Origin of the sequence: Clostridium sp. LIBA-8841, from assembly GCF_034439435.1 — a bacterium.
Classification (GTDB): domain Bacteria; phylum Bacillota; class Clostridia; order Clostridiales; family Clostridiaceae; genus Sarcina.
In genome coordinates this window covers 422,940-443,478 of record NZ_JAPCKJ010000001.1, presented here as the reverse complement: position 1 = coordinate 443,478, position 20,539 = coordinate 422,940, and the positions used below count along the sequence as shown (strand labels likewise).

13 protein-coding genes are annotated in these 20,539 nt (G+C 28.8%); 12 read left to right on the top strand and 1 reads right to left on the bottom strand.

From position 1 onward, the window contains the following. The first annotated feature begins 31 nt into the window (after positions 1-31). The 4 genes from OIF33_RS01755 to OIF33_RS01740 all read left to right on the top strand — a co-directional run bounded on the left by OIF33_RS01755 (position 32) and on the right by OIF33_RS01740 (position 8,566). Positions 32-3,415, top strand: a complete 3,384-nt coding sequence (locus OIF33_RS01755) for a beta-N-acetylglucosaminidase domain-containing protein (protein WP_322502506.1) — start codon at positions 32-34, stop codon at positions 3,413-3,415. Positions 3,416-3,897: 482 nt separating this feature from the next. Beyond that, positions 3,898-7,272: a beta-N-acetylglucosaminidase domain-containing protein gene (locus tag OIF33_RS01750; protein WP_322502505.1), complete on the top strand. Its 3,375-nt coding sequence runs from the start codon at positions 3,898-3,900 to the stop codon at positions 7,270-7,272. A gap of 285 nt (positions 7,273-7,557) precedes the next feature. Beyond that, positions 7,558-8,103, top strand: a complete 546-nt coding sequence (locus OIF33_RS01745; protein WP_322502504.1) for a hypothetical protein — start codon at positions 7,558-7,560, stop codon at positions 8,101-8,103. 22 nt (positions 8,104-8,125) lie between these two features. Further along, entirely contained in the window at positions 8,126-8,566 is a 441-nt protein-coding gene (locus OIF33_RS01740) for a hypothetical protein (RefSeq protein ID WP_322502503.1), read from the top strand. Between the two features lie 41 nt (positions 8,567-8,607). Here OIF33_RS01740 and OIF33_RS01735 read toward each other — a convergent pair whose 3' ends face one another. After that, complete coding sequence (locus OIF33_RS01735) at positions 8,608-9,633, bottom strand: branched-chain amino acid aminotransferase (protein ID WP_322502502.1); 1,026 nt, start codon at positions 9,631-9,633, stop codon at positions 8,608-8,610. Between the two features lie 232 nt (positions 9,634-9,865). Here OIF33_RS01735 and OIF33_RS01730 point away from each other — a divergent pair, with 232 nt between their 5' ends. The 8 genes from OIF33_RS01730 to OIF33_RS01695 all read left to right on the top strand — a co-directional run bounded on the left by OIF33_RS01730 (position 9,866) and on the right by OIF33_RS01695 (position 20,347). Beyond that, entirely contained in the window at positions 9,866-10,360 is a 495-nt protein-coding gene (locus OIF33_RS01730) for a hypothetical protein (RefSeq protein ID WP_322502501.1), read from the top strand. A gap of 235 nt (positions 10,361-10,595) precedes the next feature. Further along, positions 10,596-11,441 (top strand): GGDEF domain-containing protein, encoded by an 846-nt coding sequence (locus tag OIF33_RS01725; protein ID WP_322502500.1) that lies wholly within the window; start codon positions 10,596-10,598, stop codon positions 11,439-11,441. Beyond that, a complete protein-coding gene (locus OIF33_RS01720; protein WP_322503247.1) occupies positions 11,434-13,083 on the top strand; it encodes a DUF2334 domain-containing protein in 1,650 nt (549 codons plus the stop codon). Before OIF33_RS01725 ends, OIF33_RS01720 begins: the two co-directional genes overlap by 8 nt. A 4-nt stretch (positions 13,084-13,087) precedes the next feature. Next, the gene (locus OIF33_RS01715) at positions 13,088-14,350 is read left to right on the top strand and encodes a glycosyltransferase family 2 protein (RefSeq protein ID WP_322502499.1); all 1,263 of its coding nucleotides are present in this window, start codon (positions 13,088-13,090) and stop codon (positions 14,348-14,350) included. Between the two features lie 22 nt (positions 14,351-14,372). Beyond that, a complete protein-coding gene (locus OIF33_RS01710) occupies positions 14,373-16,457 on the top strand; it encodes a cellulose biosynthesis cyclic di-GMP-binding regulatory protein BcsB (protein WP_322502498.1) in 2,085 nt (694 codons plus the stop codon). Between the two features lie 565 nt (positions 16,458-17,022). After that, a complete protein-coding gene (gdhA, locus tag OIF33_RS01705) occupies positions 17,023-18,369 on the top strand; it encodes an NADP-specific glutamate dehydrogenase (protein ID WP_322502497.1) in 1,347 nt (448 codons plus the stop codon). Between the two features lie 428 nt (positions 18,370-18,797). After that, positions 18,798-19,109 (top strand): hypothetical protein, encoded by a 312-nt coding sequence (locus OIF33_RS01700; RefSeq protein WP_322502496.1) that lies wholly within the window; start codon positions 18,798-18,800, stop codon positions 19,107-19,109. A gap of 20 nt (positions 19,110-19,129) precedes the next feature. Further along, complete coding sequence (locus tag OIF33_RS01695) at positions 19,130-20,347, top strand: DEAD/DEAH box helicase (RefSeq protein ID WP_322502495.1); 1,218 nt, start codon at positions 19,130-19,132, stop codon at positions 20,345-20,347. The last annotated feature ends 192 nt before the right edge of the window (positions 20,348-20,539 follow it).

Here is a 20,539-nt window from a genome sequence, read left to right as displayed (position 1 = left end):
GTTAAAATATTTTGAGAGGGGAGATTTTTAAATGAATAAGAAAAAAATTAAAAAGCTTATTAAGAGTGCTTTAGCTACTACTTGTGCTGTGAGTGTAATAACATCAACCTCAGTTACTGCTTTCGCAAGTTATAATGGAGAGGAACCTAAAGAGAGGGAAGAAGGCCAAAGGATAGAAGCTGAAATTTATCCAGTTCCTCAAACCTTAGAACATTCATCAATAGAAGGTATGAGTTTAGAAGGAGAGGTTAATGTAGTTTATCATGGGGAGCAAGAGATGGCAACATCTGTAAGACTTGAAAGAGCCTTAAATGAAAGTAACATTCCTTTTGTTGTATCAGATAATATTGAAGAGGGAAAAGCTAATATCATAATTTCTTCAGAAGGAGATCATTGTGAAGAATGTTTAGATGGGAATTTAGAAGACAGCGATGTTTTAAGTAGAAAAGAAGGCTATATATTAAAAACAAGTAATGATGTTAATTCAAAAGGAAATATATCTATAATAGGTTCAGATAAAGATGGTGCTTATTATGGAGTTTTAACTTTAAGTCAGATTTTGGAGCAGTCTAATGAAGATGAAAAGTTTGCAGAGGTTGTTATAACTGACTATCCAGAAATAGAATTTAGAGGATTTATAGAAGGATTTTATGGAGTACCTTGGAGTCACGAAGATAGAATGAGTCTTATGAAGGATACTAGTGAGTACAAGATGAATACTTATATTTACGCTCCTAAAGATGATCCTTATCATAGAGCAAATTGGAAAGAGCTATATCCAGAAGAAGAGGCTAAGCAAATAGCTGAACTTGCTAAGGCAGGGGCAGAGAATAACTTTAATTTCTGTTGGACAATCCATCCAGGGGCTACTCTTAAATTTACAGATGAGGATTTTGAGGCTCTTATAAACAAATTTGAACAGCTTTATGATTTAGGAGTTCGTCAGTTTGGTGTTCTTTTTGATGATACAGATGATTGGTCAAGAGGACAGATGCAAGCTGAGTGGATTAATAGAATAGATACAGAGTTTGTTAAGGCTAAGGGAGACGTGGCGCCTATGATAGTTATATCTGCAAGATATAACTCAGCTTGGGGACCAAATATGGATAGATATTTTAAGCCTTTTATGCAAACTTTACATGATGATATACAAGTGATGTGGACAGGACATGCAACAATGTCCAATATATCTAAGGAAGTTTTTGAGTGGCCAAAGATTCAAACAGGAGTTGATAAGGATTTAGCTGTTTGGTGGAACTATCCAGTAAATGACTATTGTGATAGTAGAATATTGATGGCTCCACTTCATAATTTAAATCAAGATTTAGATAATGTTAGTGGATTTTTCTCAAATCCAATGAATCAAGCAGAGGCTTCAAAGGTAGCTCTATATAGTATAGCTGATTATACTTGGAATACTGATGAGTTTAACTATATGGAAAGTTGGGAAACTTCTATAGAAAAATTTGTACCAGAAGCAAAAGAAGAATTTATGAGATTTGCTTCCAATATATGTTACCTAAAGGATGATGGAGGAAAAAGTGGTCCCTTTGAGTATGATGAGTCATGGTATTTAGTAGAAAAAATAGATGCTTTAAAAGATGCTATTAAAAATGGAGAGTCAACTGTAGAATCAGCGAAAGCTTTATTAGAAGAGTTTAAATTAATAATATCAGATTATGAAAGTATCACAACTAAGATTACAAATGAAAATCTTTTAGATGAAATAAAACAACATTTAAATGCTTATAAAGCTTTAGGAGAAGCTGGTGTAGCATCTATGGAAGCTATAATTGCTGCGGAAGAAGGCAATGTTGAAGAGTGGCTAAATAAAAGTAATCTTGCTGAGGAGAAACTTGAACTTATGACTACTTATAAGATTATAAGTGGAGAAGGAGATGGAGAAAAAGAAAATGTAGTTGCTGTTGGAGAAAAGAGACTTAAGCCTATAGTTGAGGAAACTATAGAGTTCTCAAAAAGTATGATTAGTAATTCCTTATTACCAGATTCAAATGCAGAATTCAATACTTCAGTTGAAGGAATTGAAAATGTAGAGGTTAAGTTTGAGAATGGTAATTATAGTGTATCAAATATTGAGAATTTAAACTTAAAGGAAAATGATTATGTTGAAATGGTTCTTCCTAAGGCTTCAAAATTAAGAAAGATAAACTTAGATGCAGATTCTTATGAGGGATTAGAAATTCAGTATTCTCTAAATGGATTAGAGTGGAGTAATGCTGAGGCTAATTTAGAGGATGGTATTTTAAGTGTAAGTGAGGTTTTAGATGCTACTTTTGTTAGAGTTGTTAATACTTCACAAGAGCCTAAAACTATAAATTTAAATAAATTAGAGCTAGTACCAGTTTATAAAGCTAAACCAACAATAAAAGAAAATATAGGAACTTATCAAAATTATACTATAGATAAAGCTATAGATGGAAACATGGATACTAAATATTGGTCAGATAAAGCAACAGGAAAGGGACATTATGTACAAGTGGATTTAGGTGCTACTATACCTCTATATGATATAAAGACTCATTTTGCACAAACTGATTATATGAGAAATTCTGAATATTTGATTTCAGAAGATGGAGTTAATTGGACTTCTTTAGGAGAACTTAAGTATTCAGATGAGGGTGGAAAAAAAGTCGCTACAGCTAATGCTGAAGGAAAATTAGCAAGATATATTAAGATTGAAGCTAAAGGAGAAAATAGTGGTTATTGGGTTCAAATACATGAAATAGAATTTAATAAAACAGTGCCAGATATGGGTGATAGCTCAGTATCATTAGTTACTGGGACACCTTTAGGTAATTTTGAAAACCTATATGATGGAGATTTATCAACAGCTTATGAGCCTGATGCTGTAGAAGAAGGAGATGCATTGGTTTATAAAATGACTAAGATAACAAATATGAAAGAGTTAATATTCTTACAAGATGAAGAAAGAATATCTGAGGCAAAAATAAGTGTTAAGGGATTAGATGAAAATTGGAAAGAAGTTGGAATATTAGATAGTCAGCTAAATACCTTAACTGTAAATGATGTTATAACTGAAGTTAAAATTGAATTTGATGCTTCAAAATCAGTACCAAAGATATATGAGATTATAGCTAGAGAAAGAGAAGAAAAAGAAGAAATAATAGTAAACCCAGTAAGAAATTTTGTGACATCTGAAATTAATAAAAAGGATGTAACTGTAAATTGGGAAGCTCCAGAGCATACATTTGGCTTAGAAGGATATATTCTCTATAAAGATGGAAAGAAGGTTGGAGAAGTTCCGGCAAATGAAACAAGCTATACATTTAAAGGTTTAAATAGGCATACAATCTATAACTTTAAAGTTGCAGCTAAATTCTCAAATGGAGAACTTTCAAGTAAAGAGTCTCTAACTTTAAGAACTGATAGATAATTTTATAGAATGAGTTTAAAAATAGAATAGATTTAAGGGATATATCAAAATACAATAATAAAATTTATAAATTCTTAGGGGAATTTAGTGGTTTTTAGAGTGTATTTATAGGTTTTATTAAAATCTTTTGATATATCCTTTTTTATTTAAGTTAAAAAGCGTATAGCACCAACAAAATACATGTTGAAATTCTAAAGAAATAATAAAGGTTAATTGTGATATTATACAGTGTTTTAGATATTTTAAATATTTTATTAAGTTAAATAATATTTTGGAACAATAAAGTTTAATTCAGAACTATTTTTAGTCATAATTTGGTAAATATATGAATATAATATATAATGTCGAGAAATATTTTGCAGAAATAGAACGAAAATAAAGAGGTAAACATAATTACTAAAAGTAAACAATGTTTTATCTACTGTGTAAATTTTTTCTCAGAACAATTATTATTACAGCTTATAATGGGAGAGGGGATTTATATGAAAAAGAAAAAGATTAAAAAGATTATTAAGAATGCATTGGCAGCTATGTGTGCTATGAGTATTATAACTTCTACATCTGTTACGGCATTTGCTAGTTATGTAGGCGATGAATATAGTAAGGAAGATGCTTATTCAAAAGTAGAGGCTGAAATATATCCAGTGCCACAAACTTTAGAACATTCATCCTTAGAAGGTATGTCTTTAGATGGAGAAGTTAATGTTGTTTATCATGGGGAACAGGAGCCAGCGACTTCAGTTAGACTTGAGAGAGCTTTAGGTGAAAATGGAATCTCATTCACTGTTTCAAGCGAGGTCGTAGAAGGAAAAGCGAATATTATAGTTTCATCTGATGGTGAACATTGTTTAGGATGTTTAGAAGGAAACCTTGAAGAAAGTGATGTTCTAACTAGAAAAGAAGGATATATTTTAAAAACAAGTAATGATGAGAACTCTAAAGGAAATATATCTATTATTGGATCTGATAAAGATGGAGCTTACTATGGAGTATTAACATTAAGTCAAATATTAGAACAATCTACTGAGGATAATAAATTTGCAGAGGTAGTTGTTACTGATTATCCAGAAATAGAGTTTAGAGGGTTTATAGAAGGATTCTATGGAACTCCATGGAGCCATGAGGATAGAATGAGTCTTATGAAGGATACTAGTGAGTATAAGATGAACACTTATATTTACGCTCCTAAAGATGACCCATACCATAGATTAGATTGGAAAGAGTTATATCCAGAGAAAGAAGCACAGCAAATAGCAGAGCTTGCACAAGCTGGAGCAGAAAATAATTTCAATTTCTGTTGGACAATCCATCCAGGGGCAACTCTTCAATTTACTGATGAGGATTTCGATGCTCTTATAAATAAATTTGAGCAGTTATACGATTTAGGTGTTCGTCAGTTTGGAGTATTATTTGATGATACGGATGATTGGAGAAATGGACAAAAACAAGCAGAGTGGATTAATAAGATAGATAGAGAGTTTGTAAAGGCTAAGGGAGATGTTGCTCCTATGATAGTTATATCAGCGAGGTATAACTCAGCATGGGGTCCTAATATGGATAGATACTTTAAACCATTTATGCAAACTTTAAATGAAGATATACAAGTAATGTGGACAGGTCATGCTACAATGTCCAATGTTTCTAAAGAAGTATTTGAATGGCCGAAGATACAAACAGGAGTAGATAAGGACCTAGCTGTTTGGTGGAACTATCCCGTAAATGATTACTGTGATAGCAGAATATTAATGGCTCCACTTCATAACTTAAGTCAAGACCTTGATAATGTTAGTGGATTTTTTTCAAATCCAATGAATCAAGCAGAAGCATCAAAGGTAGCTTTATATAGTATAGCTGACTATACTTGGAATACTAATGAGTTTAATTATATGGAAAGTTGGGAGAAATCAATAGAGGCGTTTGTTCCAGAAGTAAAAGAAGAATTTATGAGATTTGCTTCAAACACATGCTATTTAAAAGATGATGGTGGAGCAAGTGGTCCATTTGTATTTGATGAATCATGGTATTTAACAGAGAAGATAGATGCTCTTAAGGCAGCTATGGATAACGGAGAATCAACATTAGAGTTAGCTAGAGAATTAAGAAATGAATTTGCTTTAATTGTTTCAGATTATGAGAGTATTACAACTAAACTAGAAAATAAAAATCTTTTAGATGAAATAAAGCAACATCTAAATGCATATAAAGCTTTAGGTGAAGCTGGGGTATCTGCAATGGATGCTTTAATTGCATCAGAGGAAGTAAATTTAGAGCTTTGGATGAATAGTAATAAATTATCTCAAGAAAAATTAGAATTAATGGATACATTCACTGTTGGAAGTTTGGAGGGAGATGGAGAAAAAGATAATATAGTTGCAGTAGGAACAAAGCGTTTAAAACCTATAGTTATTGATGTTCTTAACTTTGCTAAAGAAAATATAGGAAAAGCTATTTTACCACAGTTCCATGGTAAATTTGACACTAACCTTTCAAATATTGAAAATGTAGAGGTTTCATATGAGAATGAAGGAAGTTATTCAATTAAAGAGTTAGAAAAAGTGTCTTTAAAGAAAGATTCTTATTTAGAAATGGAATTACCTAAAGCTACAAAAGTAGAAGAAGTAAGCTTTAAAGCAGATCAATATGAAAATATAGAAATTCAATATTCATTAAATGGAATAGAATGGAATAAGGCTGAAACTATAGTAGAAGAAGGAACTTTAAAAGCTAAGAAGGTAGTGGATGCTACATTTATTAGAGTTTTAAACAATGGAAAAGCTAAGACTATAAATGTAGAGAATTTTGAAGTATTACCACTTTATAAAGCAAATCCTTCTATAACAGAAAATATAGGGACTCATGAAGATAATGTTATAGCTAATGCAATAGATGGAAACATGGATACTAGATATTGTTCTAATAGAGAAACAGATGCGGGAGATAAGATAGAACTTGATTTAGGTATAGTAAAACCAATTCATGATATAAACACATACTTCCATCCAAATGATTTTATAAGACATTCTGAGTATATGATTTCAGAAGATGGTGAAAATTGGATATCGCTTGGAGAATTACAATATACATCTAAGGATGGAAAAATGGTTGCATCTGCTAATGCACAAGGACAAATGGCTAGATATATTAAAATAGAGTCTAGTGGTCATAACTATGATTGTTGGGTACAAATATATGAAATAGAAGTTAATAAAACAGTAGAAGAAGTTGATGAAAGTGCAGTTCAGTTAGTTGAAGGAACTCCAAAAGGAGATTTTACTAAATTATATGATGGTGATTTATCAACAGCTTATGAAGCAGAGACTATAAATGAAGGAGATTCTTTTGTTTATAAGTTAAGTAGAACTACTGATGTTTCAGAACTTGAAATATTACAAGATAAAGAGAATATTTCTGAAGCAAAAGTAAGTGTTAAAGATTTAGATGGAAATTGGACAGATGTTGGAATTTTAGATGAGCAAATAAATAAATTACCTGTTAATAATAAAATAACCGAGGTTAAATTTGATTTTGATTCTTCAAAACCAGCACTAAAACTATATGAAATTATAGCAAGAGAATCTAAAGAGATTGTATCAAATCCAGTAAAAGAGTTTGCTTCAAATGAAGTAGATAAAAATTCAGTTTCAGTATATTGGAATACTCCAGAACGTACTATTGGATTAGAAAGTTATATACTTTATAAAGATGGTAAGATGGTAGCTGAAATTCCAGTAAGTGAAACGACTTACAAATTTGAAGGATTAAATAGACATACAATCTATAATTTAAAAGTTGCAGCTAAATTCTCAAATGGAGAGATTTCAACTAAGGAATCCATAACACTAAGAACAGCTAGATAATATCTAATAGTATCTAGAATATAGTAAATTAGGCTTTATAAAAGTTTTTTTTAATACTTTGGTAAAGTCTAATTTTATTTTATTAAGATTTTAATATACTTATATATTGTAAGTAAAGAGTATATATAAATATAATTAAGTATAAAGAAAAATACGTTTAGTCTTGTATAAGAGTTTAAAATTGTCGCTGATTTTAAGCTCTGTATAATTGACTCTCTTAAAATCAGCATTATCTTGAGGTAGAGACTAAAGTTAAAATTGATTTTCTTGAAGGAGGATTAAGTAATGAGCAAGATTTTAAAATCAATAAGTGAAGAGGATTTTAAAGAAAAGATTCATATAAGATTTAATAATATATTAAATGGTTTAGATACTTATTCAAATGGGCTTTTAGAGTATGGCGGTAAAGAAAAGAGTTTTGAGGAAAAAGAAGAGGACTTTATAAACTTCTTCAATGAACTTTTTGAACTAGAAGAAGGGGAGGTAATAGTTGATTTTTATATAAAGAATTTAGATAAGGAAAGTAAGAATAGGCTTTTAGAAAACTTAGAAGGGGATGACAAAGAAATACTTAAGAATCATATTGAGAGTGATGATATAAATAGTGTTTTTTTTGAATGTCAATCCAAAGAGCTTATGTCTTTTATAACTAAACTTAATACAAGAGAACTTTTCTTTTGTACAGTTTATTTAAGAAAAGTTCCTATGACCATATGGGGAAATTATAATTTGAGTTTTCCTATGTTTTTTAAGGAAAAAGATGTTTTAGAAATTTATAAAGATTTAGCAAAAAAGAATAATTTAGAAGTAAGAGGAGTAGTAATAAAGTAAGAAATTATTTTTGAGGGAATTTATGAAATTCTTGCGTAGAATAGTGATTGCTTTTTTAGCTATATTATTAATAACTATTGGTTCCTATTTCCTTATGCCTATTAAAATAGGTACGGCTTCTAATATGTTTAAGGAAAGACCAAAGTATATAATCATAACTGAGATGAAAGTTGATATTAATGGAATTCCAAAAGTTGAAGCTTACGAAATAGGGAATAAGAATACCATAGAAAATTTATATAATGGACTTAAGGATATAAAAATACTAAAAACTTTTAAAGACTCATCAAGTTTAAATTCATACGGAGTTTATATGGGTGAAGAGTATATGCTTATATCATTAACAGATGAGTTTGTTAGAATTGGTAATGAAACATTTAAGGTAATAAATCAAGATGAAGCCTATAGTGACTTACTTAGTGAAATAAAAGAAGGTTTTATTAAAAGCCAAAAGAATATGTAAAGTAAAATAGAGGGAGTGTATACTCCCTCTTAATTTATGTATTATTTAACTTCAAATATCCATCCTTCAGGAGCTTCCACATCTCCAAATTGCATTCCTGATAAAAGTTCATAAAGTTTTTTAGTAGTAGGACCAACTTCAGTTTCACTATAGAAAACATGAAGTTTATCTTTATATTCTATTCCTCCTATTGGAGTTATAACAGCAGCTGTACCACAAGCACCAGCTTCAGCGAATTCATCTAAGTTATCTATTAAAACATCTCTCTCGAATACAGGCATTTTTAAATAATCCTTAGCTATTTGCATTAAAGAATATTTTGTTATACTAGGTAGTATTGATTCTGAATATGGAGTAACAAATTCACTTTTTTTTGTTATTCCAAAGAAGTTTGCAGCTCCAACCTCTTCAATTTTAGTGTGAGTTGCTGGATCTAAGTATATACAATCAGCAAAGCCTTTTTTAGCTGCTATTTCATGAGCTTTCAAGCTTGCTGCGTAATTTCCACCAACTTTAGCGGCACCAGTTCCTTTAGGAGCAGCTCTATCATAATCTGCAATCATAAAGTTTACAGGTTTCATTCCGCCTTTAAAGTATGGCCCAACAGGAACGCAGAATACTGAGAATATAAATTCAGGAGCAGATTTAACTCCGATATTATCACCAACACCTATCATGAAAGGTCTTATGTAAAGAGTTGAACCAGTACCATATGGAGGTACAAATCTTTCATTAGCTTTAACAACTTGCATACAAGCATCTATAAACTTTTCAACTGGTATTTCAGGCATTAAAAGTTTATCACATGATCTATTCATTCTTTTAGCATTTTCATCTACTCTAAAAAGTTGAATCTTTCCATCTTTTCTTCTATAAGCTTTTAAACCTTCAAAGCATTGTTGTCCGTAATGAAGCGCAGTTGAAGCTTCACTTATACTCAATTTGTTGTCTGTAACTAATTTTCCTTCATCCCATTTACCATCTTTATAATGAGAAATATAACGGTAATCTGTTTTCATATAAGAGAAACCAAGATTATTCCAATCAATAGCTATCTTTTTATCCATAGTTTAACACTCCTATCAAAGTTTAATACTATTTAATTTTATCACTTTATTAAGAAAAATGAAAGATTAAAGAATAAAAATTGCAAAATAAAATTATTTTAATGTTAAAATTTAAAATAAATAATGTGGAAATAATACAAAAAATTAATATTTATTACTATCCTCTTATATGAAACCAAAGAAAATTTTATGATATAATGTAAGAAAAAACAAATATAAGAGGGAGAAGGGTATGGAGAAATTTTACGAATTAAGTATTAAAAGTGAAGAATCAGCATTACATAAACTAATAGCACCAGTTATGATTATATCTTTGTTTTTTGCGGCAGGAATATTCATGTTTGTAGGATTAATACCGGCATTAATCTTTTTATTAATAATATGTTTACCACTTTTTATAGCAAAAAGACTATCTATGGTTGAGTATGATTATGAATTTACTGATGGAGAACTTGAGATAAGTGCTATTTACGAGAGAGTTAGAAGAAAAGTAAAGGGTAATATAAATTTAAGAGAAGTTGAAATCGTGGCACCTTTAGGTAATAGTGAACTTAAGAGATACTCTAATGCAAAGGTCAAAAAATGCTATAATAAGGTTCAAAATGATAAAAAAGTTTATGTTATTGTAGTTAGATGGGAAACTAAGATGGTTGCATATGAAGTTTTAATAAATCAGAAAATGCTGGATTTATTTTTCTTTTCAAATCCTCAAAAGGTTATTAGATAATAAAAAAAATTATAAAAATACTATGATTTTGATATGCTAAAATCATAGTATTTTTTTATGATATAAATACATAAAAAATACATAGAATATATTTATAATATGCAAATTGTGTAAAAATATGAATTATGTAAACAAAAGATTTTAAAAGTGTTAAGGCGTATTGAAAAAACAATAAATAAGAATTATTATTAAATAAAAAATATACATAAAATTAGTTTATATAGGAGGTGTTTTTTTGAAGAATAAATGCAAAGTTTTAGATGGTTTATTTTTGACATTACTTTTAGAAATATCTGTGCTTCTTATAATACTATCTTTAAGGTTAAAAAGTTTAAACTTAGAGGACTTTATATTAATAGGGATAATCATAGTGATTTCTTTTTTTGCATACTTAAAAGGGTCAATATTTTCTATAATTTCAAGTATAATAACCATATTTATATATGCATCCTTAAACTTATATAATAACTTTGTAAAGTTAGAAGAAGTAAGTCCTAATGTGTACATATGGATAATTTTTATTCCAATAATAACTATAACTGTAGGATGTTTTTCAACAGTTTTAAATCAAATTCAAGAAGAGTATATGAAAATTAAAGAATCACATGAAAGTTTAGTTACAATAGATAAAAGAACAGGTTTAAGTAATCTAAGAGGATTTTATCAAGATATAGGAAGAGGAATGAGTAGGGCTAAAAGAAGAGGATATCCTTTAACACTTATGATTATAACTTTTCCATATTTTAATGAATTCAAATCCATATTAGATCCAAATAGTTTAAAAGAGCTAGAAGTTGATATAGCCGATGCTTTAAGTTCTTCAGTTAGAAATGAAGATATGACTTATAAATTTGGAGAGGATTATTTTGCTGTATTAATGGAAGAGACAGATTTGAAAGGAGCAGAAGTAGTTAAGAGAAGATTAAAGGAGAAACTTCAAAATATAAGTAAGAGAGTTAAAAATAAAGATGAAAGTATTATGTTAGAAGTTAAAATAGGAATCGCTCAATATGATGAAAATATTAAAAATGCCATAGAATTTAAAGAAATAGCTGAAAGAGAATTAGAGTTTGATGTATAAAAAGGTTTTAGCACTTTTTTTATCAGTACTTCTAATATTTTTGGTAGTTCCATTAAAGAAAACTATGGCATTGAGTAAAGAAGAAAAAGTTTTAATAGTGTATGATAAGGAGACTATTTTTTCTTTAGATTATAATATTTTAAACTCTGTAAGTGAATTACTAGGGGCTTACGGAAATAAAAAAGCTGAAACTATGAATATTGATGATTACAAAAAGGGAGATGTTAATAGCTACAATTATATGATAGTAATATCTCTAAATGGAAATAGAGAAAATAAGACGTTATATAATGATTTAAACAATTATACTGGAAAAATATATTTTATAGGAACAGGCTTAGAAAAGTATTTAGATTTAAAAAAATATGATTTAGAATATAGAATTCAAAACATAAATGTACAAGAGGTAAATTATAATAGGGATGATTTTAAAGATGATGGAGAAACAAAGAAGTTTTACATAAGTAAGAATATTAATTCAGTAGTTATAAATCCTGAAGAACTTAATAAAGTATATTCATATGTTAGTGATGGAAGAGAACAGTATCCCAATATGTGGGTTAAAAATAACTTATATCACATGTCTCTTTTGCCTGATGAAACTATGAATCTTTTCATGTTAGCTGATTCTTTAAATGATTTCTTTCAAATAAATAGAGAAGGAAAACCAAGAATCTTTGTAAGAATAGAAGATGTTCATCTTTTTAGAGATACAAATGAGTTAAGAGAAATGGCTGATTATCTATATGGAGAAGGAATACCATTTATTATAGCTCTTATACCAACATATAGAAATTTAAAAACTGGCCATGTAACTAAGCTTTCTGATATGCCAGAGTTTGTTGATACAATAAAATACATGCAAGATAAAGGGGGAAGTGTAATTTTACATGGATATGATCATGGTGGATTTAAAGGTGCTAATGATGATGAAGATTTTGAGTTTTGGGATGAAGAGAATAATTCACCTGTTACTTGGGATTTAAGTACATATATACATGATAATATGGGAGATGCTATAAAAGAGTGTGTAAAAAATGGGATTTATCCTTTAGGTTTTGAGGCACCACATTATGGCATGGATTCAAAGGGATATAAGGAGATTAAAAAATATTTTTCAACTTATGTTGGACAATACCAAAGTAGTGATGATAATTTCACAACAACATCATATCCTTATATATTAAAGAACACTGAATGTTTCAACATGTTAATACCTGAAAACTTAGAGTATGTAGATCCTAATGATGAGATGTGGTTTAATAATTTAAAGAGAAACTACGATATTTTAAATATAGTTAGAGCCCCAGAAGGTGGATTTTTCTATCATTCTTTTGTAGGTATGGATGATTTAAAGAAGATAATTAATTTCTTAAAGTCAAATAATGTTGAGTTTTTAAATATGAAAGACTATAACAATTGGGTTAAATGGGAAGGTATAGAGGTTAAATCCAGTGATGGAGTTGTTTCCACAAACTATTCTCAAGATAACTTAAATGAAGAGCAAAATATCAATGGGAATAAGGGAGTTGTAAATAACATAAATAATATATTAATTTTTGTTGTTGGAGGATTTATTATAGTATTTATAATAATCTTTATAAACTTCAAAATAAAAGGAAAGAAAAAGTTTTATAGGTGATAATATGAGTAATACAGTAGTAAATTATTTATTTCTATATTCCTTAGCTTCTATATGGGTATTACTTCTAGTCAACATAATCTTATCTTTAGGTGGTTATAAGTATTATTCTTACATAAATAATAAAAAGTTTCCTCTTCTTAAGGATAGTGAATGTCCTACAGTATCAATATTAGTTCCAGCCCATAATGAGGGAAGAGTTATATATAAGACAGCAAAATCCCTTCTGTCTTTTAATTATCCAAAGGATAAGATGGAGCTTATAGTTATAAATGATAATTCAAGCGATAATACAGGAGATGAATTAGAAAGAGCAAAAAGAGACTTCCCAGAATGTATTTTTAAAATAATAACAACAGATAGTGTAACAGGAGGCAAGGGAAAGTCTAATGCACTAAATTTAGGATATAAGGAGTCTACTGGAGATTATATAGCCATTTATGATGCTGATAACACAGCAGAAAGCTTAGCCTTAAGGCATTTAATAACTAGAATTCATAAAGACAGAACTTTAGGGGCTGTTATAGGAAAATTCAGAACTAGAAATAAAAAGAGAAATCTTTTAACTAAATTTATAAATATAGAAACTTTAAGTTTTCAATGGATTGCACAAGCTGGAAGATGGCAACTTTTTAACTTATGTACAATTCCGGGAACCAATTTTGTTATAAGGAGAAGTATAATAGAGAAACTTGGTGGATGGGATACTAAAGCCATTGCAGAAGACACAGAAATAAGTTTTAGAATATATCAATTAGGATATAAAATAGCCTTTCATCCTTTAGCAGTAACATGGGAACAAGAGCCACAAGTTTTAAAGGTATGGTTTAAGCAGAGAACAAGATGGGCAAAGGGGAATATATATGTTTTAGCTAAGTATATAAAAACAATATTTAAAGGTAATTCCAAGACTGTAATGTTTGACATATCTTATTTTTTCACAGTATACTTTTTATTTTTAGCATCTGTTATTATATCTGATATTTTATTTATATTGGGAATATTTACAGATATAAAGGTTAAGGTTTCGGCGAATTTCTTAATATTATGGATATTAGCCTATGTTTTGTATATCTTAGAAGTTTCAATAACATTAACCATAGAAAAAGGTGAAGCAACCATTGAAAATATTTTTTTAGTTGCAATAATGTATTTTACATATTCACAACTTTGGTTAATTGTAACTATAAATGCAATGATTCAATATGTTAAAGATAAATTGTTCAAAAGAGAAGTTAAGTGGTATAAGACGGAAAGGTTTGATTAACAGAAGATTAGAGGTGATATGAATGAAAAAAATAATTAGTTCCTTTTTAATATGTGGCCTTATGCTATCAAGTAATTTATTTTCTACTAAGGCCTATGGAGCTGAATATTATGACAATGTGTTAAGTAAAAATTTTATATTTGGAAGTGATTATAAAGAAAGTAGTGTTATATCTTCAGAAAGTATATACTTTGATATAAGCAAAATGTGGGATGTTCAGGATGCTTATTTAAATTTAATATTTACTCAAAGTGAACTTTTAGTAGATGATATATCTACTCTTACAGTATATATAAACGATGTACCGATAAGTTCAACAAAATTAAATGGAAAATTTAAATATAAAGAGACATGGAAAGTTCCTATTCCAAAAGATGTTTTAAAAGAAGGAGTAAATCAAGTAACTATAAAATCAGCAAGGAGAATAAGTGATCTTCCTTGTACTGATGATAGTAATCCTGCCAATTGGATTGTTTATAGTAAGGATTCCTTTGTCCATGTTGATTTTAAGGAATTAAATTCACCGGCAACACTTCAATATTATCCATATCCTTACTTAAAAAGTAGTGATACAAAGGGAAATTTTAAGGTCTGCCTACCAGACAATTATAATAATGATGAAGCTACTGCGGCTATGTATGTTGGAAGTTCTTTAGGAACTTTGAAAAAAAGTGACGAGTTACATGGAAGTATAAGCACTTTTTCAGAGGTTAATGAAGGTTCAAATGATGACTTGATTTTCATTGGAACCAAAGAAAATACTCCTAAAGAATTTATGAGTCTTTTAAGTGGAGAAGAGGAAAAGAGATTAGATAATGAGGCTATTATAAAACAAGTTATATCTCCTTATAATAAGGGAAAAAGACTATTATTAGTAATAAGTAATAATCCTAAACTTCTTACTAAGGCAACTAGAGCTCTAGGAAATGAAAGTATAATTAAAGAAGAGCCTAATAATGTTATGTTTATAAATGATGATATGAAAGTTGTAACACCGGAGTCTAATAATGGAGTAAAAATGACCTTTGATAGTCTTGGATATGATAATTCATTTATGGAGGGACCATTTAAACAAACAATGAATTTAAGTGTAGATGTTCCAAAAAATAGAGTGTTAAACGACCAAGCAAGCATAGTAGCAAAGGTTAAGTATTCTAAAAATCTAGATTTTGATAAGTCACTTTTAACGGTATTAGTTAATGGAGTACCTGCTGGAAGTAAAAAGCTTTCTGTTGATGATGCTGATAATGACAGTTTAGAGGTTAAAATACCAAAAGAAATTAGGGATGATTCGGCTTTAAATATTCAGGTTAGATTTGATTTAGAAATGAATGATGAATACTGTGATTTTACAGAACAACAAACTCCTTGGGCTTTTGTGTCAAAGGATTCTTATTTAAATCTTTCCTTTACAGATAGAAGTGATTATGACTTAAAATATTTGCCATATCCATTCATAAAAAATAATTCTATAAATAATACCGTTATTGTAGTTCCTGATAAGCCTTATTTAGATTATTTAGATATGGGATTAGATATTAGTTCTTATATTGGAAGAAATATAAATGAAAATAGCGGAGAAATCCAGGTTGTTAAATATTCAGATTTAACAGATGATTTAAAGAAAAAGAATCTCATACTTATAGGAACTCCTGAGGAGAATCCACTTATAAAAGAGGTTAATAAATCATTACCAATAAAATTCAATGGAGATTTTACTTCTTTTGAAGGAAATGATAAGTTAAACATAAATCCCGACTACGCTAAGGAAGTTTCTTCTATACAATTGTGTAAGTCAACTTTTAACAAGGATAGTGGAGTTATGGTTATAACTGCTCCAAATGCTAAATCACTTGTGTATGCAGGAGAATATTTAAACGATGAAGCTTTAATAAATAAACTTGAAGGAAAAGCTGTACTAATAGATCAAAAAGGTAATACAACATTTTTAATGAATGAAAATAATAAGGTTCAGCAAGAGGAAGCCAGTAAAGAACAAATACTTAGTACACAAGGAAAAGTTCTTTTAGGATTTGTAGCTGTAATAGGTATTTTACTTATAGTTTCAGTGATAACAATAAGAAAGAAATACAGGAAAAACAAATAAATTTAAACTTTAAATATAAGAAGACAATGTTAAAATCATTGTCTTCTTTATTATAATAAATTATATGATGAGTTTTTAAAGATTCATAAGAAATTAATAGCCAATGATAAGTATAAAAATTATAGAATAGTTAATAGTATAAAAGAAATTACTCGTGAATTATAATTAATTGTAGCTGTTTAAGGAATAGAAAAAGAAGAGCAATTTGAAAGTTTAAAACATAGCCTTCTTTTAAAGGATTAAAGATAATTCACAATAAAAGAAAATGTTGAGAAATTATAATATAAGTAAAAAAAGAGTTGAAATTAAGATATTTTAATGATAAAAATGATTAATTAAAATATACTGAATGGTAAAATTATTAATTTATTAAATATTTAAGATTAATATTCAATAAATGGTATTTAGTGTTATAATATAAAATAAGATTTAGTTAAAAGGTTAATCTCTCTTGACTAAACTTTAATAAAAACTATGGTTAAATACTTAAAATTCAAATTAGATGGGGCGGATTTAAGAAGCCATGGTTAATATATAATTTAAAAAACAACAAGGGGGCATTAAAATGCAAGTAAAAAAATATGTAGACAATTTAATGGAAGATTTAAAGAAGAATAATCCTGGAGAAAATGAATTCTTAGCAGCTGCAGAAGAGGTTTTATATTCTTTAGTACCTGTCCTTGAAAAAAATCCAAAGTATATTGAAGAAGGGATTTTAGAGAGAATGGTAGAGCCAGAAAGAGTTATAATGTTTAGAGTTCCTTGGGTTGATGATGCTGGTAATGTAAGAGTTAATAGAGGATATAGAGTACAGTTTAATAGTGCTATAGGACCATACAAAGGTGGATTAAGATTTCATCCTTCAGTTAATTTAAGTATAATAAAATTCTTAGGATTTGAGCAAATCTTTAAAAATTCACTAACAACTCTTCCAATTGGAGGAGGAAAAGGTGGATCAAACTTTGATCCTAAGGGAAAATCAGATAGAGAAATAATGAGATTCTGTCAAAGTTTTATGAGTGAGCTTTATAGACATATAGGCCCTAATACAGATGTACCAGCTGGAGATATTGGAGTTGGTGGAAGAGAAATAGGATATATGTTCGGAGAATATAAAAAGCTTAAAAACTCTGTAGATGCCGGAGTTTTAACAGGCAAAGGCTTAACTTATGGTGGGAGCTTAGCTAGAAAAGAAGCTACAGGATATGGATTAGCATATTTCGTAGATGAAATGTTAAAAGATAATGGGGAAACAATAGAAGGAAAAACTGTTGTTATATCAGGATCAGGAAACGTTGCAATATATGCTACAGAAAAAGTTCAAGAGCTTGGTGGAAAAGTAGTTGCTCTATCCGATTCATCAGGATATGTATATGATGAAAATGGAATAGATTTAGCAGTTGTAAAAGAAATTAAGGAAGTTAAAAGAGGAAGAATTTCTGAATATGTAAATTACGTTAAAAGTGCTAAGTTCACTGAAGGATTTTCAGGGATTTGGAATGTTAAATGTGACATAGCACTTCCTTGTGCTACTCAAAATGAAATAGATGCAAATAGTGCAAAAACTTTAATTGATAATGGAGTAATCGCTGTAGGAGAAGGTGCAAATATGCCTTCAACTTTAGAATCTCAAAAACTTTTTGTAGATAATAAAATTTTATTTGCTCCAGCAAAAGCTGCTAATGCAGGTGGAGTAGCAACATCAGCTTTAGAAATGAGTCAAAATAGTCTAAGAATGTCTTGGACTTTTGAAGAAGTTGATTCAAAACTTAAGGATATAATGAAAAATATCTATTATAATTCTAGAAATGCAGCTTCTGAATACGGATATGGTGGAAACTTGATAGTTGGTGCCAATATTGCTGGATTTAAGAAGGTTGCAGATGCGATGTTAGATCAAGGTATCGTATAAAATTAAAGTATATTGAAACCTTAATTATAAAATAATAAGTTTAGTATAATAGATTTTCACTATGATTTTAAGAAGGAACTATGTCAAAACTTTAAATAATAAAATTTATAAATAATATGAAGAAAATATCTAGATGAACTTTAGAATTTAAGCTATTACGTAAAAGAGTTTGCGTTAAGAAGCCGAGACTGTTATTTTCTTAGGAATACAATCTCATGATATTCGATTGCATAAGTTCAAGGTACCAAATTAAAAATTTGGACTTTCACTTAAAATCTAGTAATTCTAGGAATATATTTATAAGTTTTATTTAAAGTTACTTTTGATATAGTTTCTTCTGTTTTTTTCTTTTTACTTATGATATATTAAATGATGTTATGTTAATAATTTATGTGGAATCATAATTTATTTAGAAAGGAACAGAAGATATGGCAAAGATAACTAGTAGAAATAATGATTTTTTAAAGATGCATAGAAATTCAACTTCTCCTAAGGTATATTCTTTATTGTTAGAGCTTGTAAATGATGATAGAGAAGACTTAGCAAATGAAGTAATAAAGATAGATTATTTAGTTGATTATTTTAATACATGTATTAAGAAAAGAGATAAAAAAGAAGGGAAAGAGACCTTAGAAAGAATAAACGCAAGACTTTCTAAGTTGAATAAAGAGGGAATAGATACGTCTCATTTCGAAACTCTTTGTGAGAATATATTAAAAAATAATAAGGTTAAACTTTAGAATAAAAGGATGGGATGCTAATGAATAAATTTTTAGAATTAGGATTAAGTGAAGAGGTTGCAAAATCATTAATAGGATTAAATATAAGTGAGCCAACAGATATTCAAGAAAAAGCTATACCAGAGATTTTAAAAGAGAAAAATGTTATAGGAAAGGCTGAAACAGGAACGGGAAAAACTTTAGCATATTTACTTCCTATAATAGAGAATATTGATGACTCAAAAAATGAGATGCAAGCAATAATATTATCACCAACTCATGAATTAGGAGTTCAAATAAATAACGTTTTAAATGATCTTAAAAGAGGACTTGGAAAGAAAATAACTTCAACAACTTTAGTTGGTAGTGGAAATATTAAGAGACAGATGGAAAAACTTAAAAACAAGCCACATATACTTGTAGGAAGTACAGGAAGAGTTTTAGAGCTTATAAACAAAAAGAAAATAACAGCTAATACTATTAAAACTCTAGTTATTGATGAGGGTGATAAGCTATTAGATTTTATAAACATAAAAGATGTCAAAAGTGTTGTAAAAGCTTGTCCTAGAGATTCGCAAAAGCTTATCTTTTCAGCTACTATGAATGAAAAAGCTTTAGAAACAGCAGAAGAATTAATTGGGGAAAGCGAGCTTATACAAGCAAAAGCTGCTAATAAAGTTAATGAAAATATATTACATGGATATTTCCAGGTTGAATTAAGGGATAAAATAGATTTTTTAAGAAAGCTTATACATGCTATAGGTGATGAGAAAAAGGTTATAGTGTTTATAAATAATAGTTATAATATAAACAATGTAATTCAGAAGTTAAAATATAATAAAATAAATGCAGTATCTCTTCATGGAAGCGATAATAAAATGGATAGGAAGAATGCTCTTCAAGATTTTAGAAAAGGAAAGGCTAAGGTTTTAATAACTTCAGATGTATCTGCAAGAGGATTAGATATAAAGGGAGCTACACATATAATAAATTTAGATATACCTATGAATCCTCAAAACTATTTACATAGAGTAGGGCGTGTAGGAAGAGCAGGAGAAGAAGGAGTTGCTTATTCTTTAGCTGATTATAAAGAAGAAAAAATAGTTGGAAAATGTGAAAGACAGTTAAAGGTTCAAATTCCTAGACTATATTTATATGAAGGAGAAATTCATAAGACAAATGTAAAAAATACTTCTTCAAGTAAAGGTAATAATGGAAAGAAAAAGCCTATTGGAAAGAAGCCATTTAAAAAGAAATAATTAAAGTAGAGATTTTGTTTTTAATTTAAAGCACCATTAAGAAAATTCTTAAGGTGCTTTTTATTATGATTTTAAATAAAGATCTTAGCATTTAAAGGAGAGTTTTAGGAGTTTACAATTGAAAAGTTACTAAAGAATTAACAATTAATCAAAGATGTTGGAGGGGGTAGGTTTATAATGTATAATAACGTT

Bases quoted from the DNA above. Each gene is read 5' to 3' on its own strand.
- OIF33_RS01755 (WP_322502506.1), top strand. From the start codon at position 32: ATGAATAAGAAAAAAATTAAAAAGCTTATTAAGAGTGCTTTAGCTACT.
- OIF33_RS01750 (WP_322502505.1), top strand. From the start codon at position 3,898: ATGAAAAAGAAAAAGATTAAAAAGATTATTAAGAATGCATTGGCAGCT.
- OIF33_RS01745 (WP_322502504.1), top strand. From the start codon at position 7,558: ATGAGCAAGATTTTAAAATCAATAAGTGAAGAGGATTTTAAAGAAAAG.
- OIF33_RS01740 (WP_322502503.1), top strand. From the start codon at position 8,126: ATGAAATTCTTGCGTAGAATAGTGATTGCTTTTTTAGCTATATTATTA.
- OIF33_RS01735 (WP_322502502.1), bottom strand. From the start codon at position 9,633: ATGGATAAAAAGATAGCTATTGATTGGAATAATCTTGGTTTCTCTTAT.
- OIF33_RS01730 (WP_322502501.1), top strand. From the start codon at position 9,866: ATGGAGAAATTTTACGAATTAAGTATTAAAAGTGAAGAATCAGCATTA.
- OIF33_RS01720 (WP_322503247.1), top strand. From the start codon at position 11,434: ATGTATAAAAAGGTTTTAGCACTTTTTTTATCAGTACTTCTAATATTT.
- OIF33_RS01715 (WP_322502499.1), top strand. From the start codon at position 13,088: ATGAGTAATACAGTAGTAAATTATTTATTTCTATATTCCTTAGCTTCT.
- OIF33_RS01710 (WP_322502498.1), top strand. From the start codon at position 14,373: ATGAAAAAAATAATTAGTTCCTTTTTAATATGTGGCCTTATGCTATCA.
- gdhA (WP_322502497.1), top strand. From the start codon at position 17,023: ATGCAAGTAAAAAAATATGTAGACAATTTAATGGAAGATTTAAAGAAG.
- OIF33_RS01700 (WP_322502496.1), top strand. From the start codon at position 18,798: ATGGCAAAGATAACTAGTAGAAATAATGATTTTTTAAAGATGCATAGA.
- OIF33_RS01695 (WP_322502495.1), top strand. From the start codon at position 19,130: ATGAATAAATTTTTAGAATTAGGATTAAGTGAAGAGGTTGCAAAATCA.